We start from the raw sequence: 23,016 nt of genomic DNA, 5'->3' as shown, positions 1-23,016 counted from the left end.
GCCAAGTTACTCGGCGGGTAATCGCTCGCCTTAAATAAGGAGATTCACATGCTTATGCTCAGCCGGAACATCGGCAAGGCCGTCATCATCGGCGGCAACATCCGGGTCAGCGTGGCCCAGGTTAACGGCTGCCAGGTCCGCCTGGGGATCGAGGCGCCGCGTGGCGTGATCGTTGACCGCGAGGAGATCCATCACCGCCGGGTTGCCGAAGGCACCGCCCAGGATGCGCCGGGGTTCAACATCGACGACCACGTCAAGCTGGTGGCCGATGCTCGCCGGTACCACTGGTTGCGTGACCGAGAGCGAATCGAAGATCCCGACGAAGACCTGCTGGTGGTGCGCGGCGATAACTGGCTATCCGGCAAAGAGCTGGATCAGGAGATCGATACCGCCCTGCGCCTGGAAGCCTTGGAGCAGCAGGTGGCGCAGGAGCTGCAGCCATGACTCAGGCCTGCATGCTCCTGCTGCTGTGGGATGCCCTGCAGCACCGTCAAACCACCTTTGGCCAAGTGCTCGACCTGTCCACCGCGTGCGGCCTGGACGGTCGCCGGGTGCTGGCCGACCATTTCCGGAGGCTGCCATGATCAAGCGCCGAGCGATCAACCCCGCCTCCATCCCCGCTATTGGGCAGCCCCTCGGCGGCGGCTTCTACGCCGGTCGTATGTTCTTCGCTGGCGCGGAGCATGCAGTCATCGACTCCGGCCGTGAGTTTGATGGCCTGGCACAGTGGCAGGACCAGTCAGGCCCAAGGATCACCGTTAGGGGCGCCCAGTGCCGCCACGACGGTTACGCCAACACCCTGGCCATGGCCGAAGCCGGCAGCGCGATCGCCCGCAAGGTCCTGGGCATGACCATCCGTGGCCAGCGGGGCTGGCACCTACCTAGCATCGAGCAACTGCAGGTCATGCGGGCCAACCTGCTGCAACTGGAAGACTGGGGCCGGTACTGGACCATGCAACGTGAAGGCGGGCCAACGCAGGCCTTTACCAAGGCAGAATACTGGTCCAGCACCCAGAACGCCTCGGGCAGTTCCTGGTGCCTGCACATGCTCCCTTGGTGCGTCCCGACCACCAACTGGGCCACCAAATGCAAAGGCATCCGACCGGTGCGCACGCTGCTGATCAGCCAGGATGCCTTCGTGCACGCTCCTTCGACCGATGCGGTCTTTCCCAAAACCGATTTGCGCGGCCTGGCCAACCAGCAAGCCGTGGCTACCGTGCTCGAACGGTTCGTGAACGAGGACGCCGGGAAGTTCTACGGACGCACTGCGGTGCTGGTAGCTGAACTGGCTGCGCTAGCCACCAGTGACGTGACGGATCGGCGTGACAACCGAAACCTGCCCCGCCAAGCGTCGAATCACAGTGTCGATTGAGGCTCCGTCATGGCTAAAGTTATAGCTCAGATCACCGCCAGCCTTCCCAGGCTCATGGAGGTGGGCGAGTATCGGAAACTGCGCTACGCCGGCGGAAAGCCGAGCTTGCAGCAGCTTAAGAAATGGATTGACGAGGGAGAGCTGGCAGGTGAAGTCCGTGGCGGCATGTACTTCGTCGACCTTCAGTGCGCCGTGATCGGCTCGAGCGACCCGCTATTGGCTCAGATGCTGGATATTTGAAATGGCACCACGACCGCGCAGCCCGAAGAACAAGACGCTTCCGCCCAACCTGTACGCCAACGGAAAGTATTGGCGGTACAAGAACCCGATCACGGGGAAGATGACCAGCATCAATAAGCCCTATGACGAGGCGGTGCGTCTGGCCAAAGCCGCCAACGCCAAGCTAGCGTTCCTGATGACCGACAACGGCGAGATGCTGGCGACCATCACCGGGGACCGTCTGCCCACTATCGGCGCGCTGATTGATCGCTTCGAAGCCGAATGGCTGCCCGAGCGCGGCTATGCGCGTTCGTCTCTGGACGAGATCGGCTACAAGCTCAAGCGGTATCGGACGGACATCGGTCACATGCTGGTGGGGCAGTTTGACGTGTTGGCGGCAGCGGAGTACCTAGACCAGTTCAGCAACAATGCCTATACGAAGCATCGCGCCTTGCTGGTCAGCCTGCTGACCTTCGCTATCGCCAAGGGCATGGTGGAGCGCAACGCCGCCGACATGACCCTGCTGAAGAAGGAAGCCAAGAAGAAGCGCCAGCGCCACACTCTGGAGGGCGTACAGAAGATCCTCGACGCCGATACAACTCCTGGGTGGCTAAAGCGCGCCATTCGATTGGGCCTGACAAGCCTGCAGCGCCGCGAAGACATCGTGACCTGGAAGAAGTCGGCAGTTGACCTGATCAAGAACACCATCAAGGTATCCCCCGGCAAGACCGACAACTACGACACACCGATCCATCTGCAGATCACTATGGGCAAAGCACTGCGCGAGACGGTGAACGAGTGCTTTCGGTCCCCAATCATTTCACCCTTCCTGATCCACTATCGCCCGAAGGCGCGCCGTCAGGACCAGATCGACGCGAAAGAGCACTGGACGGCGGTTACCCCGGATTACCTATCCAAGAGTTTCCGGAAGGCCAGGGACGCTGCGAAGGCCTACGACCACCTAGACCTCGAAGAGCGCCCAACTTTCCACGAGATCCGGGCTCTGGGCGCCTGGCTGTACGAGCAGCAGAAATTTTCAACCGAGTACGTCCAGTTGCTGATGGGGCACGCCACTGCAGAGATGACGGAGCGGTATCAAGACGGGCACGCACCGAAGGGGATTCAGTACGTCGAAGTGAAGGCTGACCTGGCCATCTGACGAGCGGTATAGCTCACCAAGCCCAGATAGAGGTGGGTGGTTTTGCAAAAATTTTGCAAAAGTTTTGAAAAAGCAAAAAGGGCGACCCTCTCGGATCGCCCTTTAAGTGCCCGGAAACCGGGACTTTTGTTTGGTAGGCACAATTGGACTCGAACCAACGACCCCCACCATGTCAAGGTGGTGCTCTAACCAACTGAGCTATGTGCCTGTCGTGTGGTGCGCATTCTACGCAATCCAAAACCGCTGTCAACACTTTTTTTCGAGCTAACCTACTGAATCTTAACCTCTTTATAGAGAAGCGCCGGCCAAGGAGCAGTAAAGGATTTTCAACGGACGACTAGCGGGTGTTTATTATTATTGATAGCATCGGTACATTCGTTAAAAATATAAAACACGAGGTTTCTCGAGCATGGCCAATACCCCCTACCCCCAGTCCTACTACGCCGCCTCGGCCAACCCGGTGCCGCCACGTCCGGCGCTGCAGGGTGAGGTGGAAACCGATGTGTGCATCATCGGTGCAGGCTACACCGGCCTGTCCAGCGCCCTGTTCCTGCTGGAAAACGGCTTCAAGGTGAGCATCGTCGAAGCGGCCAAGGTCGGCTTCGGCGCATCGGGCCGCAACGGCGGCCAGATCGTCAACAGCTACAGCCGTGACATCGACGTCATCGAACGCACAGTCGGCCCCAAGCAGGCACAGCTGCTGGGCCACATGGCCTTCGAAGGCGGCCGCATCATCCGTGAGCGTGTAGCCAAGTACAACATCCAGTGCGACCTGAAGGACGGCGGCGTGTTCGCTGCGCTGACCTCCAAGCAGATGGGCCACCTGGAATCGCAAAAGCGCCTGTGGGAACGTTTCGGCCACAATCAGCTGGAGCTGATGGACCAGAAGCGCATCCGTGAAGTGGTCGCCTGCGACAGCTATATCGGCGGCATGCTGGACATGAGCGGCGGCCACATCCACCCGCTGAACCTGGCCCTGGGCGAAGCTGCCGCGGTCGAGTCGCTGGGCGGCATCATTTATGAGCAGACCCCGGCCATCCGCATCGAGCGTGGCGCCAACCCGGTTGTGCACACCCCGCAGGGCAAGGTGCGCGCCAAGTTCATCATCGTCGCCGGCAACGCCTACCTGGGCAACCTGGTGCCGGAACTGGCGGCCAAATCGATGCCATGCGGGACTCAAGTGATCACCACCGAGCCATTGGGCGAGGAACTGGCCCGCACCCTGCTGCCGCAAGACTACTGCGTCGAGGACTGCAACTACCTGCTCGACTACTACCGCCTGACCAGCGACAAGCGCCTGATCTTCGGCGGTGGTGTGGTTTACGGTGCACGCGACCCGGCCAACATCGAAGCGATCATCCGCCCGAAGATGCTCAAGGCCTTCCCGCAGCTCAAGAACGTCAAGATCGACTACGCCTGGACCGGCAACTTCCTGCTGACCCTGTCGCGTCTGCCACAGGTTGGCCGTATCGGCGACAACATCTATTACTCGCAGGGTTGCTCGGGCCACGGCGTCACCTACACCCACCTGGCGGGCAAGGTGCTGGCCGAGGCATTGCGCGGCCAGGCCGAGCGCTTCGACGCGTTCGCCGGCCTGCCGCACTACCCGTTCCCGGGTGGCCAGATGCTGCGCGTACCGTTCAGCGCCCTGGGTGCGTGGTACTACAGCTTGCGCGACCGTCTGGGCTTCTGATGATGTTGCCAGCACTGGCCTGATCGCCTGCTTGCCGGGGATCAGGCCAGTGCGGGTGGCTTACCTTTCCAGGCTGTCCACGGCCTGCTTAGCCGCCAATTCCTGGCCCGCACGGGCCAACTCGTCGGCAGCCTGCAGCCAGCGCTGCCGGTCCACCTGGGCCGGCAGTTGCCGTGGCGGCTGTACCAGTATCGCCCAGCTCCCCTCTTGCGCCCACGCCGAGGTGAAATCATCGAAGGGCATCATCTGCCGCCGGTGCATCCCTGAACGCAGCAGCACCCGCTGCTTGTAACGGTCAAAACCGATCAGCACCGCATAGCGCGGCTCGCTCCACCACGCCGAACCTTCCTGAAAACGCACCAGCACCGGGTTGCCTGCAGCGACTTGGGTCAACAGGGCGTCCAGCTGTTTGTCCAGCGGGTATACGACCCTGCCGTAATCGCGCGCCACGCGCGGGATGCCGGTGCCCAGCGACTCGGCGCCCTGCGGCAGGTTCAGTGGCTTGTCCAGCAGCCCTGGGGGGATCGGCGCGCCCTGCTGCGAGAGCAACGCCGCCAGCGCCATGGCCCCACTGTGGTTGGCGTTGCCTCGGTAGAACGGCACGCTGCTGATCTCGACCCGCTGCGCAACGCCCTTGACGGCGGCCGGTGGCGCGCTGGCACAGCCTGAGAGGCTCGCGGCCAGCAGGCAGGCCACCATCAGGCGGCGTGGCTCGAAAACCCGGGACTTGAAGGAAATTTGCACCATGGACACTCGCTTGTTCTGGCGCCAGGCTGGCAACGCCCGGCCTTGACCCACGATCATAGGGCGCCAGGCGACGTGGGTATAGCCCGGTGCGGGCTTGGAACCAAACGAACCAAGCAATAGACCTTCGATAGATGGAACGTCACGCGGGGGGAGCTAGACTAAGCAATATCTGGAGGGTGAGCCGAAAGCTGGCCCAAGAGAAGGAGGTAGACATGAGCCTGACCATGGCAATCCTCATGCTGGTAGGTATGTGGCTTAGCGTCGCTGCCGCCATGCTCTGGGGTGTACTACGCATCGTGCGGCGTCATGCACAGCACCATCACCACCTGCCACCGCAGGTTCCAGCCAAGCAGCAGCCGGTCAATCGGGTGCGCCGTCACGCGCAGGCGCATTGATCTTCGCAATTTCCGAGGCCCAATCGCCGGCTTGCCGGCGATTGGGCTGCATAGCAGCCCTGCTAACGCTAACTGACCAGTATTAACCTGCAGGCCACTTTTTTGATCGCAAGCGCTCTACTAAATGCACTGCCCCTAAACCACCTCCTCGAACGGCAACCCCACATAGTTCTCGGCAATGTTCACCAGCCCCGCAGGTGAGGACAGGAAATACTCACGGTCCGCCTCCTGCATCTTCTGCTCCCAGGCATCCTTGTGCTCACCAAAGTCATGCAGCAACTGGGTCATGAACCAGCTGAAGCGCTCGCCTTTCCACACGCGGCGCAGCGCCAAGGGCGAGTACTGCTGCAGCAGGTCGGTGCGCCCTTCGCGGTAGACCTTGACCAGGATGCGGTACAGATAATTCACGTCCGAAGCCGCCAGGTTGAGGCCTTTGGCCCCGGTGGGCGGGACGATGTGTGCGGCGTCACCGACCAGGAACAGGTGCCCATATTGCATGGGTTCGACCACCAGGCTGCGCAAGGGAGCAATGCTCTTTTCCAGCGCCGGGCCGGTGACCAGGCGCGCTGCCACGTCTTCAGGCAAACGGGCCTTGAGTTCGGTCCAGAAACGCTCGTCGGACCAGTCCTCCAGGCGTTCATCCAGCGGTACTTGCAGGTAGTAGCGGCTGCGTGTCTGCGAACGCTGACTGCACAGCGAAAAGCCACGCTCGTGATGGGCATAGATCAGTTCGTGGTTCACTGGCGGCGTATCGGACAGCATTCCTAGCCAGCCGAACGGGTAAACACATTCGTAGTGTTTGAGTACACCTTCGGGGATGCTCTGGCGGGAAACACCATGGAAGCCGTCGCAGCCGGCGATGTAGTCGCAGTCCAGGCGATGGGTCTGGCCGTCCTTCTCGTAGGTTACGTACGGCCGTTCGCCCTTGAGCTCGTGGGGCCGGACATTGCTGGCCGAATAGATGATCGGTGCACCGCTGGCTTCGCGCGCCTGCATCAGGTCTCGAGTCACTTCGGTCTGGCCATAGACCATGACCGTCTTGCCTCCGGTCAGGCCCTTGAGGTCCAGACGTTGGCGGCGGCCACTTACAAGCAGCTCGACACCTTCGTGCACCAACCCTTCGCGGTCCATGCGCTCGGCAACACCTGCCTCACGCAGCAGGTCGACGGTACCCTGTTCGAGCACGCCGGCACGGATGCGGCCAAGTACATAGTCAGGCGTCTGACGCTCAAGAATGACCGTGTCGATCCCGGCCTTGTACAACAGTTGACCAAGCAGAAGCCCAGACGGACCTGCACCGATGATTGCAACCTGAGTTTTCATTGTTGTTCTCTCGTGTTATTAGATTTCTAGCTGCATTTTTACGGGCAGCACAGGCGCAATAGCTGTGCTATCCGATGCAAAACCTGCACTTTTATAAAAAGCGTTCGATTAACGGACAGGCCAGCCGCTCATGAAATCGTCACTCCCCGGCGTCCCGCTGTTTCAGCTGTATGGCGAAAACCAGGCATGGCCCGGTACGGACCTGCTGCATTGCGAGTCGATCCCGGCCCGCAGCCGCCTGCACCACTGGGAAATCAAACCGCACCAGCACGCCGAACTGTTTCAGTTGCTGTATGTGCAACGTGGCCAGGCTCAGGTAGAGATCGAGGGCGTGCGCAGTGCCATTGGCGAAGCGGCAATCCAGGTGGTGCCACCGCTGACCGTGCACGGTTTTCGCTTCAGTGCCGATATCCAGGGGCATGTGCTGACCTTCGGCACCGCGCTGGTAGCCAACCTCGAGCAACGCCTGGGTGCACCGCTGGGGGTGCTGGCCAAGCCTGCCTGTTACCCGTTGGGCAAGGACCGTGTGCATCTGCGCAGCCTGATCGACACGCTGCAGCAGGAATACCAGGGCCATGCTCCGGCACGCGCGCCCCTGCTCGAAGCCCTGGTGACCGCACTGATGGTGTGGATCAGCCGTCGCCAGCAACTGGGCCAGGCGCCGCGCAACCGCGACGAACGTGACCGTCAGTTGCTGGGGCAATACCTGCGCCTGGTCGAAGCGCACTACCGTGAGCACCTGTCGGTGGAGGACTTTGCCGCGCGGCTGAAGATCCCGAGCCTGCAGCTCAACCAGCTGTGCCGGGCATTGAGCGGGCAGAGCGCACTGCAACTGGTGCACCAGCGGCTGCTGCTGGAGGCACAGCGAAACCTGATCTATACACGCATGAGCATCGGGCAGTTGTCGGACAGCCTGGGCTTCAGTGATCCGACCTACTTTGCAAGGTTCTTCAAGCGCTTGAGTGGGCAGACACCCAATGGTTATCGTCGCTCGGTGCAGCCTGATTGATTGGCAATGCCTGTACTGGACAGCAAAGAGCGACACACCCGCAACACCCTGCTTGACGTATACGTCAACCTGCATTCAGGATACCGCCATACTCCACGCCGAGCCCACGCATGAGCAGCCAGACCTACAGCATTTCCGACCTCTCCCGCGAGCTGGACATCACCACCCGCGCCATCCGTTTCTATGAGGAACAGGGCCTGCTCAGCCCCGAGCGCCGTGGCCTGGAACGCATCTATTCGGCACGCGACAAGGTCAGCCTGAAGCTGATACTGCGTGGCAAGCGCATCGGTTTCTCGCTGGCCGAATGCCGTGAACTGATCGAGCTCTACGACCCCAGCAGCGGTAACCTCAAGCAACTCAACAGCATGCTGGCAAAGATCGCCGAGCGCCGCGCCCAGCTTGAGCAACAGATGCTCGATATTCACCAGATGCAACTGGAGCTGGACACCGCCCAGGAACGTTGCGAACAGGCCCTGGCTGCAACATTGAACAATAACGACAACCGCTGACCCGCCACAGGAACCCCACCATGCCTTTGCCCGAAAAAGTCCGCCTGGTCGAAGTCGGCCCTCGCGACGGCCTGCAGAACGAAGCCCAGCCCATCAGTGTCGCGGACAAGGTGCGCCTGGTCGACGACCTTACCGACGCCGGGCTGGCCTACATTGAAGTCGGCAGTTTCGTTTCGCCCAAATGGGTGCCGCAGATGGCCGGCTCTGCCGACGTGTTTGCCGCTATCGAGCAACGCGCGGGTGTTACCTATGCGGCCCTGGCGCCCAACCTGCGGGGTTTCGAAGACGCCCTGGCGGCCGGGGTGAAGGAAGTGGCAGTGTTCGCCGCCGCCTCCGAAGCGTTCTCCCAGCGCAACATCAATTGTTCGATCAGTGAGAGCCTCCAGCGTTTCGAGCCGATCATGCAGGCGGCGCGCAGCCACGGTGTGCGGGTGCGCGGTTACGTTTCCTGCGTGCTCGGCTGCCCGTATGAAGGCAGGGTCAGTGCCGAACAGGTCGCCCCTGTGGCCAAGGCCCTGCATGACATGGGCTGCTACGAAGTCTCTCTGGGCGACACCATCGGTACTGGCACCGCAGGCGATACCCGCAGGCTGTTCGAGGTAGTCTCGGCGCACGTGCCGCGCGAGCAACTGGCCGGCCACTTCCACGATACCTACGGCCAGGCGCTGGCCAACGTGTATGCCAGCCTGCTCGAAGGCATCAGTGTGTTCGACAGCTCGGTGGCCGGCCTTGGGGGTTGCCCCTATGCCAAGGGCGCAACGGGCAATATCGCCAGCGAGGATGTGGTGTACCTGCTGCAAGGGCTTGGGATTGAAACCGGCATCGACCTGGACCGCTTGATCGCCGCCGGGCAGCGGATCAGCAAGGTGCTGGGCCGGGCCAACGGCTCTCGTGTGGCGCGGGCACGCAGCGCACAGTGATTCACACGGTTGTCACGTATGTGTGGGTGAGTGTTACCGCCCCCACAGCCGTCAGCAAAAAATCGGGTAACAGGGAAACAATTCGACAGAATTTCACGGCACCCAAATCATGCGAATCAGGCCAAACCATTGATTTTCAAGGGTTTTAAAAAGTTGGCACGGCACCTGCTATATCTTTGGTACAACAACAACAAAAAATGCGATACCCAATAAAAACAACATGTAACGGCTCTGACATAACAAGAACAACACGGCAGAGGCGCAGCAAGCAGATTTTTTTGGAGTAGACACGCTTTTCAGGGGTTCGCCCCGCGGTCTGGCACAGAACAATAAAACTACCTCAAGGTAGCGGCAGTCAGCATCGGATCCCCAGGATGAAAGCAGGTCAGCGCTCAAAAAAATACGTTTGCTCTTGACCCCGGTTGGGGGTCACCCGCAACACCAAGGCAGGCCTACAAAAACAACAAAAGGCCGGCCTCAATAATAAGAAAAGAGCAGGCAACAACGCTTTGAGGGGAGCTTCGGCTCCCCTCAGTGCTTCCTGCCCTCCTCCTCCTGCTGTTTCTGCTCGTCCTGCCCCTCGACCTTCTCCACCACTATCGGCATCGTGGCCAGCACCAACAGCGCAAGCACTGTGCTGATCAGCGCCGTCGCCTCACGCCCCATGCCTGCAGCGGTACCGATTGCCGCCGTCATCCACAGGCCGGCGGCCGTGGTCAAGCCTTTGACGTGGCTGGTATCGCGACCATTACCTTTGAGGATGGTGCCGGCACCGAGGAAACCGATACCGGCGACGATGCCCTGGATTACCCGGCTCATGGCCTGCTCGTCGGCACCGGCCATGCTTGGCGCCAGCACGAATAATGCAGCGCCCATCGACACCAGCATATGTGTACGCACACCAGCGGACTTGCCTTTGTGCTCACGCTCGAAGCCCAGAATGGCACCCAGAATGGCTGCCATCAAAAGGCGCAGGATGATACGGGTGACGTCGCGCACTTCGGTGATGTCGGCGAATTCTGCTTGAATGGTTTGCCAGATGAGGTCCATGGGTCGTTACTCAGACGCAAGCTGTGTGCTGCCCCTACCTTCCATTCACGAGCAATGCAGGCGAAAAGGCCGGCAGGGGCGCCTTTGTGGGTTGACCCGTGTACACCCGATAAAGTGCCGTGCAGCAGCTTGATGCAGCAACCTGCTACCGGTCGCGGTCACACCTGTAACCGCAACCCGGAGGACCACCCCATGCCCGTCGAAATCGAAGAAAGCACCCGCCGCTGCACCCTCATAGGCGAAGACCTGCGCATCGAAGGCGATGGCCCGGACATCGAGATCGTTACAGATGAGCAGTTGCACATGTCTGTGGCACTGCTCGCAGGCCAGCGTGTCCCGATCACCGAAGCCGAAGCCGACGCGCTGACCGTCGCCGGTGCCGTGGACAGCCGAAAGCATTTGAAGGCGAGCGTTCCTGGCTCGGTAATCTAGCGCGGCAGAAGCACTGCCTGGCAACTGATCCGGTTTTTGGTGCATGGCCTGAGCCTGTACTGAAAACCGCTTCGGGGCCATAGTGTGGGTGAATTGCCTGTTCACCCTGCTTGCCGAGCCCTCATGAAACGCTACGAACGATTTGCCGATGACATTGCCGAACTGATCCGCTCCGGCGTGCTCGGCCCCGGCCAGCGCGTGCCTTCGGTGCGCTACGCCAGTCAGACGCACGGGGTCAGCCCGTCGACCGTGTTCCAGGCTTACTACCTGCTCGAACGCCGCGGGCTGATCCGCGCACGGCCGCGTTCAGGCTATTTCGTCACTGCCCATGCACCGCGTCAGTTCAGCGAGCCACAGCCACTGGAGCCGTTGAGCGAATCGACTGACGTGGATGTCAGCGCCTTGGTGTTCTCGATACTCGAGTCGATCAAGGACCCGAATACCGTGCCGTTCGGGTCGGCATTCCCCAGCCCGGAACTGTTCCCGCTGCAGCGCCTGTCGCGCTCGCTGGCCAGCGCCAGCCGGGCCATGGACCCGCGCATGGTGGTCACCGACCTGTCACCGGGCAACCCGCAACTGCGCCGGCAGATCGCCCTGCGCTACATGGTCGGCGGGCTGATGCTGCCCATGGAGGAATTGCTGATCACCTACGGCGCGCTGGAAGCACTGAACCTGTGCCTGCAGGCGGTCACCGAGCCGGGTGACCTGGTGGCGGTCGAAGCACCGGCCTTCTACGCCTGCCTCCAGGTGCTGGAACGGCTCAAGCTCAAGGCGGTGGAGATACCCGTGCAGCCACGCGAGGGCATGGACCTGGCCGCGCTCGCCCAGACCTTGGAGAAGCACCCGGTCAAAGCCGTGTGGTGCATGACCAACTTCCAGAACCCGGTGGGCGCGAGCATGCCCGAGGCGAAGAAACAGGCATTGGTGGCGTTGCTGCAACGCCATCAGGTGCCGCTGATCGAGGACGACGTCTACGCCGAGCTGTATTACTCGCAGCAGGCGCCCAAGCCCGCCAAGGCCTTCGACACTCAAGGCCTGGTGATGCACTGCGGCTCGTTCGCCAAGAGCCTGGCGCCCGGTTACCGCATTGGCTGGGTAGCCGCCGGGCGCTTTGCCCAGAAGATCGAACGGCTCAAGCTGATGACCTCGCTGTGCGCCTCGATGCCGGCCCAGGCCGCCATTGCCGACTACCTGGAACACGGCGGCTATGACCGCCACTTGCGCAAACTGCGCTATGCCCTGGAGGGCCAGCAAGCCAACATGCTCGCCGCCATCTCGCGGTATTTTCCGCCGCAGACGCGAGTCAGCCAGCCTTCTGGCGGCTACTTTCTGTGGCTGGAACTGCCCGAACGGATAGATGCACTGAAGCTGTTCCACATGGCCTTGGCCCAAGGCATCAGCATCGCTCCGGGGCCTATATTTTCGCCCACCCGCCGCTTTGGCAACTGCATCCGCCTGAACTACGGCACCCCTTGGGGCGACACCGCCGAACGGGCAATGGAAACCCTGGGCCGCATCATCCGCTCATTCTGACGGCAAACTGCCCACTCGTGCGCAATCTGGCGAGATGGCGGCTAGGCGTACCAGAGCCGTCGCGTTAAAGTCTGGCCACGCACCGCTGCCGGACGTCGCCAATGCCTCTGAACGAGATGCTCGCCCTGCGCGAGGAAATCGCAACCCTGCGCCGCCGTAACGCGCAGCTTGAAGCCGAACTGCAGCAACACCCGCATCTGGGCCTCGATGTCTACCGCTTTCTGTTCGAGAGCATGGATGAAGGCTTCTGCATCATCGAATTCATTGACGGCCCGCATGGCCCGCTGAGTGATTACGTGCATGTGCTCGTCAACCCGGCCTATGCCAGGCATGCCGGCATCGCTGACGTGACCGGCCAGAAAATGCGCGACATATTGCCTGATGAAGCCGACGCCTGGGTTGCCCGCTACGGTCCAGTGCTGCATACCGGCACCCCCCTGCAATTCGAGCAGGAATTGCGAGCCAGCGGCCGCGTTTTGTCAGTGAGCAGCTTTCGCGTCGAGCCGGCGCAGCGCCGGCAGGTTGCGGTTCTGTTCAAGGATTTCACCGAGCGACGCAAGACCGAGCAGGCCCTCGAGCAGCTCAATGCGCACCTGGAGCAAAGGGTCAGCGAAGCCCTGGCACAGCGCAGCCTGTTCGCAGAGCTTATCGACCAGAGCGCAGCCAACGTGCATGTGCTCGATAGCGGCATGCACTGGCTGGCCGTCAATCGCAAGGCCAGGGAGGACTTCCGGTTCCTGTATGGTCAGACACCGGTAGTCGGCGCCTGCATGCCCCCCCTGATGGGTGACAATGCCGCGGACCGGGATGCGATCCTGCCCTTGTGGCGACGGGCACTGCAGGGCGAGCAGTTCACCGCAACCGGTGCATTCGGCCAGCCGCCGGACCAGCGCCATTATGAACTGCGCTTCAATGCCCTGCGCGATGCTGCAGGTACCCCGGTGGGTGCTTACCTGTTCGCCTACGACATCAGCGAGCGGGTACAGCAGCAGCAACGCCTTGCCAACGCAGAGCAGGCACTGCGTCAGGCGCAAAAAATGGAGGCCGTCGGGCAGCTTAGCGGCGGCATCGCACATGACTTCAACAACTTGCTGGGCAGCATCCTCAATACCCAGGAACTGATCCAGCTGCGCCTGCGACAACAGCGCTATACCGGGCTGGAAAACTTACTCGAACTGTCCAACAGTACGGCCAAACGCGCCTCGTCGCTGGTGCACCGACTGCTGGCATTTTCGCGCCAGCAAACCCTGCAACCACGTTCCACCGAGGTGGCGGCGCTGCTGGGCGACATGCAAGAGCTGGTGCGCCGAACGATCGGCCCTTCCATTTCCCTGCACAGCCGGTTCGCGCCTGAACTCTGGCCAACCTTTATCGACCCGCCACAATTGGAAAGCGCATTGCTCAACCTGTGCATCAATGCCCGCGACGCGCTGCCTGACGGTGGTGTCATCAGCATTCATGGCGACAATGTGGCGCTCGACAGCGATCAGGCACGCCCTTTGGGGTTGCCCTGCGGCGACTACGTGCGCCTCAGCGTTGTCGACAACGGCTGCGGTATGAGCGAGGAAGTGGTTGCACGCGCCTTCGACCCGTTCTTCTCCACTAAACCCATCGGCCGGGGCACCGGCCTTGGGTTGTCGATGACCTACGGTTTCGTGCGCCAGTCTGGCGGGCAGTTACGCTTGCTTTCTCAACCCGGCAAGGGCACACGCGTTGAACTGTACCTGCCGCGCCATCACGCACAGCCCGTGCAGCAGGCCCTGCCCTCCAAGACCGGCTCACTGGATAGGCACCGTGCGGGCGGGCAGCGCATCGTGCTGGTGGAAGACCAGCTAGCCCTGCGCTTGGTGATCCGCGAGGTGCTGGAAGAACAGGGTTATCAGGTCGAAGCCTTCGAGACTGGCGCTGCCGCCCTGGCACACTTGCAACGCAGCGAGCGGCCGGACCTGCTGTTAAGCGACATCGGCCTGCCCGACGGCCCCAACGGTCGCCAGGTGGCTGAGCGCTACCGGCAACAGTATCCCGGCCTTGAACTGCTGTTCATCACCGGCTATGACAACAGTGTGGCGCTGGGAGACGATCAGTTGCTGCAAGGCAGCCATGTACTGGGAAAACCGTTCGAGCTGGATGCGCTGGCCGAGTGCGTCCATCAACTGCTGGCGGCCAGGCAGCCATGAGCGGTGGCGCTCAGCGCCCGCCGCCCAGGTCGAGAAAACTGCCAGTGGAATAAGACGCCTTGTCCGACAGCAGCCAGAGAATCGCCTCGGCCACTTCTTCCGGGCGGCCGCCGCGCCCCATGGGCAAGCCAGGCTCGAGCTTGGCGACACGGTCGGGGTCACCGGACAGGGCGTGGAAGGCGGTATGAATGTAGCCTGGGCGCACGCCATTGACCCGCACCCCCTCACCTGCCACCTCCTTGGCCAAGCCGATGGTGAAGGTATCGAGGGCACCTTTGGAGGCGGCGTAGTCGACGTATTCGTTGGGTGAGCCCAGGCGCGCAGCGACCGATGACACATTGACGATGGCCCCGCCTTGGCCGCCGTGGCGGCGGGCCATGCGCAGCAATGCGTGCTTGGCGCAAAGCATCGGCCCGACCACATTGGTTTTCATCACCTTGAGCAGGCGAAACTCCGACATGCCTTCGACACGGCTTTGCTGGCCGATGGTGCCGGCGTTGTTCACCAGTGCGGTGACGGGGCCTAGCTCTTCATCGACGCGATGGAACAGCTGGATCACCTCGTCCTCGACACTGGCGTCTGCACGCACACAGATGGCCTGGGCGCCGAGTGCGCGCACCTGGGCAAGAATGCCTTGCGCGGCCTGGTCATCGGCGTGGTAGTTGATGCAGATGCGGTAACCCTCGCGGGCGGCCTGCATGGCGGTGGCGGCGCCGATGCCACGGCTGGCGCCGGTGATGACAATGACTTTCTCCATGGCCCTGCCAAATCGCTTGGAAAGATAGCGTCGACAATAGGGGAAAAGCCAGCCGCTGGGAATGACCCAGCACAACAGGTCAGCCGATATCAGCCCGCGCTCAGGGCTCGAACCCTTCCACGATGATCACCTCTGCCTTGGCCACCCCTTGGCGATGGCTGCACGCTTGCTGATACAACTCGGATCGATAGCAGGCCAGCGCCTGCTCGTAGGTCTGGAACTCGATCACCACACTGCGCTGGGGGGTTGGCCGCCCTTCCAGCGCCTCGCTGCGCCCGCCCCGGGCGAGGAACCGCCCGCCGAATGCGGCAAAGGCGGCGGGCGCACGTTGGGTGTACTGCTGATACTGCTCGGGGTCGGTCACGTCCACGTGGGCAATCCAATACGCTTTCATCCGCTACTCTCCTGTTGCAAAACTATTTGTGTATGATGGTATACCATAATAATCACCCATTCACAGTGAGCGTGCAGCATGGCTTTCAACACGATCGAAGAACTCCTCGAGGACTACCGCCAAGGCAAGATGGTACTGCTGGTTGACGACGAGGATCGGGAGAACGAAGGCGACCTGCTGATCGCCGCCGAGCGCTGCGACGCTCAGGCCATCAACTTCATGGCCCGCGAAGCGCGGGGCCTGATCTGCCTGACACTGACCGACGAGCATTGTCAGCGCTTGGGGCTTGAGCAGATGGTACCGGCCAACGGCAGTGCGTTCAGCACCGCCTTCACCGTATCGATCGAGGCCGCTACGGGGGTTACCACGGGTATTTCTGCGGCCGACCGGGCACGCACCGTGGCTGCAGCCATGGCCGCCGATGCCCGCCCGGAGGATCTGGTGCAGCCCGGCCACATCTTCCCGCTACGCGCCCGCGAAGGCGGTGTGCTGAACCGCGCCGGCCATACCGAAGCGGGTTGCGACCTGGCACGCCTGGCCGGTTTTGCCCCGGCGTCGGTGATCGTGGAGGTGCTCAACGACGACGGCACCATGGCCCGTCGACCGGACCTGGAAGTGTTCGCCGCCCGGCACGGCATCAAGATCGGCACCATCGCCGACCTGATCCATTACCGCCTGAGCACCGAGCAGACCATCAAGCGCATCGGTGAACGCGAACTGCCGACCGTGCACGGCACCTTCCGCCTGGTGACCTATGAAGACCGTATCGAAGGCGGTGTGCACATGGCCATGGTGATGGGCGATATCCACCGCGAACAGCCGACCCTGGTGCGCGTGCACGTAATCGACCCGCTGCGCGACCTGGTCGGTGCCGAATATGCCGGGCCGGCCAACTGGACCTTGTGGGCTGCGCTGCAGAAGGTCGCTGAGGAAGGTGCCGGGGTGGTGGTGATCCTGGCCAACCATGAATCGTCGCAGGCGCTGCTTGAGCGCATACCGCAACTGACCCAGCCGTTGCGCCCCTACCAGCGTGGGCAATCGAAGGTGTACTCGGAAGTCGGCACCGGCGCGCAGATTCTCCAGGACCTGGGCGTTGGCAAGCTGTGCCACCTGGGCCCACCGCTCAAGTATGCGGGCTTGGCGGGGTATGAGCTGGAAGTGGTGCAGAGCATACCTTTCGAGCCCCAGGGCTGAAAGCTGCAAGTTGAAGCGGATCTGCGGCGCAACGCGATCTGCTTTGACTTGAAGCTCGCAGCTTGAGGCTTGCAGCTTCGAGGCGAGAAAGAGTGATGGCCGGTAGCCTCCCGCTCTTGCCAAAATTTTGGAATACCATAATATGATATCCCGTAGACCTTGAAATCACAGGCCGCCACCTACAATCACCAAACGGCAACCGACACATTGTTTTAGCTGCTCCCCGAATACTGTTGGCGGGCGCACTACCAGCCCGCCTCGAATAACAAAAAGCAACGAGGGCGTAACCATGCTGTTGAGCAAACGTGTAACCGCAGTGCTGTCCGCCAGCCTGCTGACCCTGGCATGTCAGGCCACCCAGGCCGCCGACAGCCTCAACTTCGTCAGCTGGGGCGGTACCACCCAGGACGCCCAGAAAGAAGCATGGGCCGTACCTTTCAGCAAATCGACCAACATCAAAGTGGTGCAGGACGGCCCGACCGACTACGGCAAGCTCAAGGCCATGGTCGAGAGCGGCAACGTGCAGTGGGACGTGGTCGACGTGGAAGCCGACTTTGCCCTGCGGGCCGCCAGCGAAGGCCTGCTCGAACCCCTCGATTTCAACACCATCGCGCGCGACAAGATCGACCCACGCTTCGTCTCCGACCATGGCGTCGGTTCGTTCTTCTTCTCGTTCGTGCTCGGCTACAACGAAGGCAAGCTCGGCGCCAACAAGCCGGTGGACTGGACCGCGCTGTTCGACACCAAGACCTACCCCGGCAAACGCGCCCTGTACAAGTGGCCGAGCCCCGGCGTACTGGAACTGGCCCTGCTGGCCGACGGCGTGCCAGCCGACAAGCTCTACCCGCTGGACCTGGACCGCGCCTTCAAGAAACTCGACACCATCAAGAAAGACATCGTCTGGTGGGGCGGTGGTGCCCAGTCGCAGCAGCTGCTGGCCTCCGGTGAAGCCTCGCTCGGCCAGTTCTGGAACGGCCGCGTCTACGCCCTGCAGCAAGATGGAGCGCCGGTGGGCGTGAGCTGGAAGCAGAACCTGGTCATGGCCGACTTCCTGGTCATCCCCAAGGGCGCCAAGAACAAGGACGCGGCCATGAAGTTCCTGGCCCAGGCCAGCAGCGCCGAAGGCCAGGCCGAGTTCGCCAACAAGACCGCCTACGCGCCGGTGAACCTGGACAGCGTGGCCAAACTCGACAAAGACCTCGCGCAGAACCTGCCGACCGCCTACGCCCAGGACCAGGTCACCCTGGACTTCGCCTACTGGGCCAAGAACGGCCAGGCCATCGCCGCGCGCTGGAATGAGTGGTTGGTGAAATGAAAGTCGCCATCAATGCCCTGCAAAACGCGCAAGGTGCCCCCACGGGCACCGGCGCTCCGGGGACGGCCCCGCGCCGCGTGAGCCTCGGCCAGCGCTGGAAAGGCAGCCGCAACCTGTTGCCCGCCCTGCTGTTCCTTGGCCTGTTCTTCTTCGCCCCGCTGATCGGCCTGTTGCTGCGCGGCGTGTTGGAGCCGGTGCCGGGGCTGGGCAACTACGAGCAGCTGTTCGCCAACTCGGCGTATGCGCGGGTACTGTTCAACACCTTTTCGGTGGCCGGCGTCGTCACCCTGATCAGCGTGTTGCTGGGCTTCCCGCTGGCCTGGGCAATCACCCTGGTGCCCAACGGCTGGGGCCGCTGGTTGCTGAACATCGTGCTGTTGTCGATGTGGACCAGCCTGCTGGCGCGTACCTATTCGTGGCTGGTGCTGCTGCAGGGTTCGGGGGTGATCAACAAGGCGTTGATGGCGCTGGGCATCATCGATGCCCCGCTGGAAATGGTGCACAACCTGACCGGCGTGGTGATCGGCATGAGCTACATCATGATCCCGTTCATCGTGCTGCCGCTGCAGGCGACCATGCACGCCATCGACCCGATGGTCCTGCAGGCCGGCTCCATCTGCGGCGCAAGCCCCTGGACCAACTTCTGGAAGGTGTTCCTGCCACTGTGCCGCTCGGGGCTGTTCTCCGGTGCGCTGATGGTGTTCGTCATGTCGCTGGGCTACTACGTCACCCCGGCCCTGCTTGGTGGCGCGCAAAACATGATGCTGCCCGAATTCATCATCCAGCAGGTGCAATCGTTCCTTAACTGGGGCCTGGCCAGCGCTGCCGCCGCACTGCTGGTGGTCATCACCCTGGTGCTCTTCTACCTGTACCTGAAGCTGCAACCGGAATCACCGGTCGGCAACGCGAGGTAAACCGCCATGCTTCTGTCTCCCAATGCCATGGGGCGCCCGCTGCGCACGGGCCTGTACCTGACCACCGGCGTGATTGCGGCCTTCCTGCTGCTGCCGGTAGTGTTCATCATCCTGCTGTCGTTCGGCTCATCGCAGTGGCTGGTCTTCCCGCCACCAGGCTGGACCTTCAAGTGGTATGCGCAGTTCTTCGCCAACCCGGAGTGGATGGACGCCGCCCTGGCCAGCTTCAAGGTCGCCGTGCTGACCACCATCGCCGCCGTGCTGCTGGGCCTGCCTACTGCATTCGCCCTGGTGCGTGGCCGCTTCCCCGGCCGCGAAATGCTCTACGGGCTGTTCACCATGCCGATGATCGTGCCGCTGGTGATCATTGCCGTGGCGGTGTATGCGCTGTTTCTGAAGCTCGGCTATACCGGCACGCTGTTCGCCTTCGTGGTCAGCCACGTGATCGTCGCCCTGCCCTTCACCATCATTTCGATCATCAACTCGCTCAAGCTGTTCGACCAGTCGATCGAGGATGCCGCGGTGATCTGCGGCGCCTCACGCCTGCAAGCGATCTTCAAGGTGACCTTCCCGGCCATTCGCCCGGGGATGATCGCCGGCGGCCTGTTTGCCTTCCTGGTTTCGTGGGACGAGGTGGTACTGAGCGTGATGATGGCCAGCCCCGACCTGCAAACCTTGCCCGTGAAGATGTGGACCACCCTGCGCCAGGACCTGAGCCCGGTGATCGCCGTCGCCTCGACGCTGCTGATCGGCCTGTCGCTGATGGTCATGGTCATTGCCGCCGCCTTGCGCCGGCGCACCGAAACGAACGCCTGAGCGCCCGGAGAAAACAACAATGAGTGCAGTGATCAAAGACAACGCGCACAACAAGACCCTGGTCAGCCTGCGCGGCCTGAACAAGCATTACGGTGACTTCACCGCCGTTGATAACCTCGACCTGGAAATCCAGGACGGCGAGTTTCTCACCTTCCTCGGCTCCAGCGGCTCGGGCAAGTCCACCACCCTGTCGATGCTGGCCGGGTTCGAGACGCCCAGCAGCGGCGAGATTCTGGTCGAGGGGCAGTCGCTGGTGAATGTGCCACCGCACAAGCGCGACATCGGCATGGTGTTCCAGCGTTACTCGCTGTTCCCGCACCTGAATGTGCGTGACAACATCGCCTTCCCCTTGGCCATCCGCAAGCTCGGCGCGGCGGAAACCAAGAAGCGGGTCGACGCCATGCTCAAGCTGGTACAACTGGAGGCGTTCGCCCATCGCAAACCCTCGCAGATGTCGGGCGGCCAGCAACAGCGTGTGGCGATTGCCCGCGCCCTGGTGTACGAACCACGCATCCTGCTGATGGACGAGCCACTCGGCGCGCTGGACAAGAAACTGCGCGAAGACCTGCAGGATGAACTGCGCCAGCTGCACCGCCGGCTGGGCATCACCATCGTCTACGTCACCCACGACCAGGAAGAAGCCATGCGCCTGTCCCAGCGCATCGCCATCTTCAGCCACGGCAAGATCGTCGGCCTGGGCACCGGCTATGACCTCTACCAGAACCCGCCCAACGCCTTTGTCGCCTCGTTCCTGGGCAACTCCAACTTCCTGCGCATCACGGCCAGCAGCAACGGTGCCGGCAGTTTCGAAGGCCAGCCAGTAGCGATCCGCCTGACGCCTGGCCTGGCGGCGGGCCAGGATGCGCTGATCATGGTACGCCCGGAAAAGGCCCTGGCACTGACCACCGACCAGGCTGCACGCGAGCCGTTGCCAGCGGGCTGGAACGAAGTGCTTGCCAAGGTTGGCGAAGTGCTGTTCCTCGGCGAAAGCCAGACCTGCCATGTAATGACCCCGGGCGGTACTGAACTGACCGTGAAAGCACTGTCGGCTGCGGGTATGTCCATGCAGCCCGGAGACACCGTGAAGGTCCGCTGGGCGGTTGCAGATGCCTGCATCTACACCGAATGGGCGCAAAGCGACCTGAGCAAGTCGGCCGGCGCGCACTGAGCATCAGCTGCAGGTAAATGGTTGACGCGCATCCCGCCCAATAGTCATACGCGCGCCAGTTTCAGGCGTCCTGCGCCGCCGCGCGCGGGGTGAAACGGGTGCCGGGGCGGGGGGGGGGGGTCACGACAAGTCCGGCGCTGCCCTCTCAAGCCCGTGGTGTTTGTACCTGGAGGCGACTGCGTGCCGCAGTCGCACTTGGCGACGGTGGCTTACAGCTTCAGATTTGAGCTGACTGTATCGGCCTCATCGCCGGCAACCCGGCCCCCACAGGCCCCCCGCTGCTCTCGAGCTCAGCGCAAACCCAGTGGGCGCTGGCATGCCGGCGATGACGGTTGAACCGCCACTGCAAAAACCACTACCCGGCACAAATGAAATAGTTATAAGATAACGTTTCATTTGACATCCATTCCTGCCTGCGACCCCTCCATGACAAGTGCCGCCGCCACCCCAACCCTGCTCACTCAGCGCCTGCAGAGCATCGATGCCCTGCGCGGCCTGGTGATCCTGTTCATGCTGCTCGACCACGTCCGCGAGACATTTTTCCTGCACCGCCAAGTCAGCGACCCGATGAGCATCGACGCCACCGACCCGTCCCTGTTCTTCAGCCGCACCCTGGCCCACCTGTGTGCACCAGTGTTCGTACTGCTCACTGGCCTGTCAGCGTGGCTCTACGGCGAGAAGTATCAGGGCCGCAGCGATGTCTCGGCGTTCCTGTTCAAGCGCGGCCTGTTCCTGGTAGTGCTGGAGTTCACCCTGGTGAACTTCGCCTGGACCTTCCAGCTGCCGCCCAGTGTCATCTACCTGCAGGTGATCTGGGCAATCGGCGTCAGCATGATCGCCCTGTCGCTGCTGGTATGGCTGCCGCGCCCGGCGCTGGTTGTGCTGGGCGCAGTGATCATCGCCGGGCACAACCTGCTCGACAGCTTGCACTTTGGCGCTGAGTCGGCGATGCATGTGCCGTGGGCGATCCTGCATGACCGTGGCTGGCTGGAGCTCTCTGAAAGCCTGCGCCTGCGCACCTCCTACCCGGTACTGCCGTGGATCGGCGTCATTGCCTTGGGCTATGGCCTGGGCCCTTGGTTCGCCCGTGGCAGCGATGCCGGCCAGCGTCAGTACCGCCTGCTGCTGGCAGGGGTCATCGCCCTGCTCGGCTTCATGGCGCTGCGCATGCTCAATGGCTACGGCGAAGCGCCGTGGAGCGGCTACCCGACGCTTACCCAGACCGTGATGAGTTTCTTCAACATCACCAAATACCCGCCTTCGTTGTTGTTCCTGGCCCTGACCCTGGGCTGCGGCCTGCTGTTGCTGCGCGCCTTTGAGCGCGCAGGGCAAGCCCGCTGGATCGGTGCCCTGGCGGTGTTTGGCGCGGCACCGATGTTCTTCTATCTGCTGCACCTGTACGTGTTGAAACTGATGTACCTGGCCAGCGTCGCCCTGTTCGGCCGCAATCACGGCGACTACTTCGGTTTTGACGGCATTGGCGCTGTGTGGCTGGGTGCAGTGCTGCTGGCCATGGCGCTGTACCTGCCGGTGCGCTGGTTCGCCAGGCTCAAGGCGCGCAGACGCGACATCACCTGGCTCAAGTACTTCTGATTTAGCGTTTTCACCGGCTGCCTGATGGTCTACCATGCGGGCCGCCGGTTTCCACCACGGAAATAATAGGGAATCCCAGGCCGCCCAGGCGCGCCAAACGGAACTGCCCCCGCAACTGTAGGTGCCGAGCCCGCTCCATCGATGCCACTGGATCAGCCGATCCGGGAAGGCCGGAGCCGGGTGATGACGCACCAGTCAGGAGACCTGCCGGCTTACATTCACCAACCGGCGGGGTGTCCGGGATTGGCCATCAGAGTTGCCCCTGTCGCCTGCAGGGGCGCGGCGATGCCTGTCCGTGCGTTCCTTCCGTGAACTGTCCGATAGGAG

The 23,016-nt window shown here is 62.3% G+C and carries 24 protein-coding genes, 1 tRNA gene and 1 riboswitch; of the genes, 19 read left to right on the top strand and 6 right to left on the bottom strand.

Annotation, left to right across the window (positions count from 1 at the left end):
- The first annotated feature begins 48 nt into the window (after positions 1-48).
- The 5 genes from EGJ09_RS04115 to EGJ09_RS04100 are packed head-to-tail and all read left to right on the top strand — an operon-like array spanning position 49 to position 2,750.
- Positions 49-444 (top strand): carbon storage regulator, encoded by a 396-nt coding sequence (locus EGJ09_RS04115; RefSeq protein WP_125923291.1) that lies wholly within the window; start codon positions 49-51, stop codon positions 442-444.
- The gene (locus EGJ09_RS26525) at positions 441-584 is read left to right on the top strand and encodes a hypothetical protein (RefSeq protein WP_177433144.1); all 144 of its coding nucleotides are present in this window, start codon (positions 441-443) and stop codon (positions 582-584) included. The genes EGJ09_RS04115 and EGJ09_RS26525 overlap by 4 nt, the downstream gene beginning before the upstream one ends.
- Positions 581-1,372, top strand: coding sequence for a hypothetical protein (locus EGJ09_RS04110; protein WP_125923290.1), 792 nt, complete (start codon positions 581-583; stop codon positions 1,370-1,372). Before EGJ09_RS26525 ends, EGJ09_RS04110 begins: the two co-directional genes overlap by 4 nt.
- Before the next feature lie 9 nt (positions 1,373-1,381).
- Positions 1,382-1,612, top strand: coding sequence for a hypothetical protein (locus EGJ09_RS04105; RefSeq protein WP_125923289.1), 231 nt, complete (start codon positions 1,382-1,384; stop codon positions 1,610-1,612).
- A gap of 1 nt (position 1,613) precedes the next feature.
- Positions 1,614-2,750, top strand: a complete 1,137-nt coding sequence (locus EGJ09_RS04100; RefSeq protein ID WP_125923288.1) for a tyrosine-type recombinase/integrase — start codon at positions 1,614-1,616, stop codon at positions 2,748-2,750.
- A gap of 131 nt (positions 2,751-2,881) precedes the next feature.
- On the opposite strand, the gene EGJ09_RS04095 is transcribed toward EGJ09_RS04100, so the two are convergent.
- Positions 2,882-2,958 (bottom strand) — tRNA-Val (locus EGJ09_RS04095).
- Positions 2,959-3,159: 201 nt separating this feature from the next.
- Between EGJ09_RS04095 and EGJ09_RS04090 the strand changes: the two genes are divergently transcribed.
- Positions 3,160-4,443, top strand: a complete 1,284-nt coding sequence (locus EGJ09_RS04090; RefSeq protein WP_012313845.1) for an FAD-binding oxidoreductase — start codon at positions 3,160-3,162, stop codon at positions 4,441-4,443.
- 60 nt (positions 4,444-4,503) lie between these two features.
- Here EGJ09_RS04090 and EGJ09_RS04085 read toward each other — a convergent pair whose 3' ends face one another.
- Positions 4,504-5,247: a peptidase C39 family protein gene (locus tag EGJ09_RS04085; RefSeq protein ID WP_125923287.1), complete on the bottom strand. Its 744-nt coding sequence runs from the start codon at positions 5,245-5,247 to the stop codon at positions 4,504-4,506.
- Between the two features lie 155 nt (positions 5,248-5,402).
- Between EGJ09_RS04085 and EGJ09_RS04080 the strand changes: the two genes are divergently transcribed.
- Positions 5,403-5,585: a hypothetical protein gene (locus tag EGJ09_RS04080; RefSeq protein ID WP_039604431.1), complete on the top strand. Its 183-nt coding sequence runs from the start codon at positions 5,403-5,405 to the stop codon at positions 5,583-5,585.
- A 135-nt stretch (positions 5,586-5,720) separates the two neighbouring features.
- Here EGJ09_RS04080 and pobA read toward each other — a convergent pair whose 3' ends face one another.
- Complete coding sequence (gene pobA, locus EGJ09_RS04075) at positions 5,721-6,908, bottom strand: 4-hydroxybenzoate 3-monooxygenase (protein ID WP_125923286.1); 1,188 nt, start codon at positions 6,906-6,908, stop codon at positions 5,721-5,723.
- 130 nt (positions 6,909-7,038) lie between these two features.
- Here pobA and EGJ09_RS04070 point away from each other — a divergent pair, with 130 nt between their 5' ends.
- From EGJ09_RS04070 to EGJ09_RS04060, 3 genes are all read left to right on the top strand, one after another.
- Positions 7,039-7,917 (top strand): helix-turn-helix domain-containing protein, encoded by an 879-nt coding sequence (locus tag EGJ09_RS04070; RefSeq protein WP_125923285.1) that lies wholly within the window; start codon positions 7,039-7,041, stop codon positions 7,915-7,917.
- 110 nt (positions 7,918-8,027) lie between these two features.
- Positions 8,028-8,426 carry a MerR family DNA-binding transcriptional regulator gene (locus EGJ09_RS04065; RefSeq protein WP_046787188.1) on the top strand — a complete coding sequence of 133 codons (399 nt, stop codon included), beginning with the start codon at positions 8,028-8,030 and terminating at the stop codon, positions 8,424-8,426.
- Between the two features lie 20 nt (positions 8,427-8,446).
- Entirely contained in the window at positions 8,447-9,346 is a 900-nt protein-coding gene (locus EGJ09_RS04060) for a hydroxymethylglutaryl-CoA lyase (protein ID WP_039602089.1), read from the top strand.
- 531 nt (positions 9,347-9,877) lie between these two features.
- Here the strand turns inward: EGJ09_RS04060 and EGJ09_RS04055 are convergent.
- On the bottom strand, positions 9,878-10,396 hold the full coding sequence (locus EGJ09_RS04055) for an MgtC/SapB family protein (RefSeq protein WP_125923284.1): 519 nt from the start codon (positions 10,394-10,396) through the stop codon (positions 9,878-9,880).
- Between the two features lie 192 nt (positions 10,397-10,588).
- Here EGJ09_RS04055 and EGJ09_RS04050 point away from each other — a divergent pair, with 192 nt between their 5' ends.
- From EGJ09_RS04050 to EGJ09_RS04040, 3 genes are all read left to right on the top strand, one after another.
- A complete protein-coding gene (locus tag EGJ09_RS04050; RefSeq protein WP_046787191.1) occupies positions 10,589-10,828 on the top strand; it encodes a DUF3203 family protein in 240 nt (79 codons plus the stop codon).
- A gap of 123 nt (positions 10,829-10,951) precedes the next feature.
- On the top strand, positions 10,952-12,361 hold the full coding sequence (gene mapR / locus EGJ09_RS04045) for a GntR family transcriptional regulator MpaR (protein ID WP_125923283.1): 1,410 nt from the start codon (positions 10,952-10,954) through the stop codon (positions 12,359-12,361).
- Between the two features lie 101 nt (positions 12,362-12,462).
- The gene (locus EGJ09_RS04040) at positions 12,463-14,538 is read left to right on the top strand and encodes a PAS domain-containing sensor histidine kinase (RefSeq protein ID WP_125923282.1); all 2,076 of its coding nucleotides are present in this window, start codon (positions 12,463-12,465) and stop codon (positions 14,536-14,538) included.
- Between the two features lie 10 nt (positions 14,539-14,548).
- Here EGJ09_RS04040 and EGJ09_RS04035 read toward each other — a convergent pair whose 3' ends face one another.
- Both EGJ09_RS04035 and EGJ09_RS04030 read right to left on the bottom strand, forming a co-directional pair.
- Positions 14,549-15,295, bottom strand: a complete 747-nt coding sequence (locus EGJ09_RS04035; protein ID WP_119688675.1) for an SDR family oxidoreductase — start codon at positions 15,293-15,295, stop codon at positions 14,549-14,551.
- Between the two features lie 100 nt (positions 15,296-15,395).
- On the bottom strand, positions 15,396-15,689 hold the full coding sequence (locus EGJ09_RS04030; protein ID WP_125923281.1) for a DUF1330 domain-containing protein: 294 nt from the start codon (positions 15,687-15,689) through the stop codon (positions 15,396-15,398).
- 78 nt (positions 15,690-15,767) lie between these two features.
- Between EGJ09_RS04030 and ribBA the strand changes: the two genes are divergently transcribed.
- The 6 genes from ribBA to EGJ09_RS04000 all read left to right on the top strand — a co-directional run bounded on the left by ribBA (position 15,768) and on the right by EGJ09_RS04000 (position 22,689).
- Positions 15,768-16,883, top strand: a complete 1,116-nt coding sequence (gene ribBA, locus EGJ09_RS04025) for a bifunctional 3,4-dihydroxy-2-butanone-4-phosphate synthase/GTP cyclohydrolase II (RefSeq protein ID WP_125923280.1) — start codon at positions 15,768-15,770, stop codon at positions 16,881-16,883.
- A gap of 289 nt (positions 16,884-17,172) precedes the next feature.
- On the top strand, positions 17,173-18,198 hold the full coding sequence (locus EGJ09_RS04020) for a polyamine ABC transporter substrate-binding protein (protein ID WP_046787197.1): 1,026 nt from the start codon (positions 17,173-17,175) through the stop codon (positions 18,196-18,198).
- Entirely contained in the window at positions 18,195-19,112 is a 918-nt protein-coding gene (locus EGJ09_RS04015) for an ABC transporter permease (protein WP_046787198.1), read from the top strand. The genes EGJ09_RS04020 and EGJ09_RS04015 overlap by 4 nt, the downstream gene beginning before the upstream one ends.
- Positions 19,113-19,118: 6 nt before the next feature.
- Positions 19,119-19,928, top strand: coding sequence for an ABC transporter permease (locus EGJ09_RS04010; RefSeq protein ID WP_046787199.1), 810 nt, complete (start codon positions 19,119-19,121; stop codon positions 19,926-19,928).
- Positions 19,929-19,947: 19 nt separating this feature from the next.
- Positions 19,948-21,096, top strand: coding sequence for an ABC transporter ATP-binding protein (locus EGJ09_RS04005; protein WP_125923279.1), 1,149 nt, complete (start codon positions 19,948-19,950; stop codon positions 21,094-21,096).
- A 426-nt stretch (positions 21,097-21,522) separates the two neighbouring features.
- Positions 21,523-22,689, top strand: a complete 1,167-nt coding sequence (locus EGJ09_RS04000; protein ID WP_125923278.1) for a DUF1624 domain-containing protein — start codon at positions 21,523-21,525, stop codon at positions 22,687-22,689.
- Between the two features lie 28 nt (positions 22,690-22,717).
- Positions 22,718-22,916, top strand: a riboswitch (cobalamin riboswitch).
- Positions 22,917-23,016 lie beyond the last annotated feature (100 nt).

The organism is Pseudomonas sp. p106, from assembly GCF_003936645.1.
Taxonomy (GTDB): Bacteria; Pseudomonadota; Gammaproteobacteria; order Pseudomonadales; family Pseudomonadaceae; genus Aquipseudomonas; species Aquipseudomonas putida_E.
The sequence above is the reverse complement of the archived record's forward strand: the minus strand, read 5'-3'. Positions and strand labels throughout refer to the sequence as shown.

What these genes read in the sequence shown, in the direction of transcription:
- EGJ09_RS04115 (WP_125923291.1), top strand. Translation starts at nt 49, where the DNA reads ATGCTTATGCTCAGCCGGAACATCGGCAAGGCCGTCATCATCGGCGGC.
- EGJ09_RS26525 (WP_177433144.1), top strand. Translation starts at nt 441, where the DNA reads ATGACTCAGGCCTGCATGCTCCTGCTGCTGTGGGATGCCCTGCAGCAC.
- EGJ09_RS04110 (WP_125923290.1), top strand. Translation starts at nt 581, where the DNA reads ATGATCAAGCGCCGAGCGATCAACCCCGCCTCCATCCCCGCTATTGGG.
- EGJ09_RS04105 (WP_125923289.1), top strand. Translation starts at nt 1,382, where the DNA reads ATGGCTAAAGTTATAGCTCAGATCACCGCCAGCCTTCCCAGGCTCATG.
- EGJ09_RS04100 (WP_125923288.1), top strand. Translation starts at nt 1,614, where the DNA reads ATGGCACCACGACCGCGCAGCCCGAAGAACAAGACGCTTCCGCCCAAC.
- EGJ09_RS04090 (WP_012313845.1), top strand. Translation starts at nt 3,160, where the DNA reads ATGGCCAATACCCCCTACCCCCAGTCCTACTACGCCGCCTCGGCCAAC.
- EGJ09_RS04085 (WP_125923287.1), bottom strand. Translation starts at nt 5,247, where the DNA reads ATGATCGTGGGTCAAGGCCGGGCGTTGCCAGCCTGGCGCCAGAACAAG.
- EGJ09_RS04080 (WP_039604431.1), top strand. Translation starts at nt 5,403, where the DNA reads ATGAGCCTGACCATGGCAATCCTCATGCTGGTAGGTATGTGGCTTAGC.
- pobA (WP_125923286.1), bottom strand. Translation starts at nt 6,908, where the DNA reads ATGAAAACTCAGGTTGCAATCATCGGTGCAGGTCCGTCTGGGCTTCTG.
- EGJ09_RS04070 (WP_125923285.1), top strand. Translation starts at nt 7,039, where the DNA reads ATGAAATCGTCACTCCCCGGCGTCCCGCTGTTTCAGCTGTATGGCGAA.
- EGJ09_RS04065 (WP_046787188.1), top strand. Translation starts at nt 8,028, where the DNA reads ATGAGCAGCCAGACCTACAGCATTTCCGACCTCTCCCGCGAGCTGGAC.
- EGJ09_RS04060 (WP_039602089.1), top strand. Translation starts at nt 8,447, where the DNA reads ATGCCTTTGCCCGAAAAAGTCCGCCTGGTCGAAGTCGGCCCTCGCGAC.
- EGJ09_RS04055 (WP_125923284.1), bottom strand. Translation starts at nt 10,396, where the DNA reads ATGGACCTCATCTGGCAAACCATTCAAGCAGAATTCGCCGACATCACC.
- EGJ09_RS04050 (WP_046787191.1), top strand. Translation starts at nt 10,589, where the DNA reads ATGCCCGTCGAAATCGAAGAAAGCACCCGCCGCTGCACCCTCATAGGC.
- mapR (WP_125923283.1), top strand. Translation starts at nt 10,952, where the DNA reads ATGAAACGCTACGAACGATTTGCCGATGACATTGCCGAACTGATCCGC.
- EGJ09_RS04040 (WP_125923282.1), top strand. Translation starts at nt 12,463, where the DNA reads ATGCCTCTGAACGAGATGCTCGCCCTGCGCGAGGAAATCGCAACCCTG.
- EGJ09_RS04035 (WP_119688675.1), bottom strand. Translation starts at nt 15,295, where the DNA reads ATGGAGAAAGTCATTGTCATCACCGGCGCCAGCCGTGGCATCGGCGCC.
- EGJ09_RS04030 (WP_125923281.1), bottom strand. Translation starts at nt 15,689, where the DNA reads ATGAAAGCGTATTGGATTGCCCACGTGGACGTGACCGACCCCGAGCAG.
- ribBA (WP_125923280.1), top strand. Translation starts at nt 15,768, where the DNA reads ATGGCTTTCAACACGATCGAAGAACTCCTCGAGGACTACCGCCAAGGC.
- EGJ09_RS04020 (WP_046787197.1), top strand. Translation starts at nt 17,173, where the DNA reads ATGCTGTTGAGCAAACGTGTAACCGCAGTGCTGTCCGCCAGCCTGCTG.
- EGJ09_RS04015 (WP_046787198.1), top strand. Translation starts at nt 18,195, where the DNA reads ATGAAAGTCGCCATCAATGCCCTGCAAAACGCGCAAGGTGCCCCCACG.
- EGJ09_RS04010 (WP_046787199.1), top strand. Translation starts at nt 19,119, where the DNA reads ATGCTTCTGTCTCCCAATGCCATGGGGCGCCCGCTGCGCACGGGCCTG.
- EGJ09_RS04005 (WP_125923279.1), top strand. Translation starts at nt 19,948, where the DNA reads ATGAGTGCAGTGATCAAAGACAACGCGCACAACAAGACCCTGGTCAGC.
- EGJ09_RS04000 (WP_125923278.1), top strand. Translation starts at nt 21,523, where the DNA reads ATGACAAGTGCCGCCGCCACCCCAACCCTGCTCACTCAGCGCCTGCAG.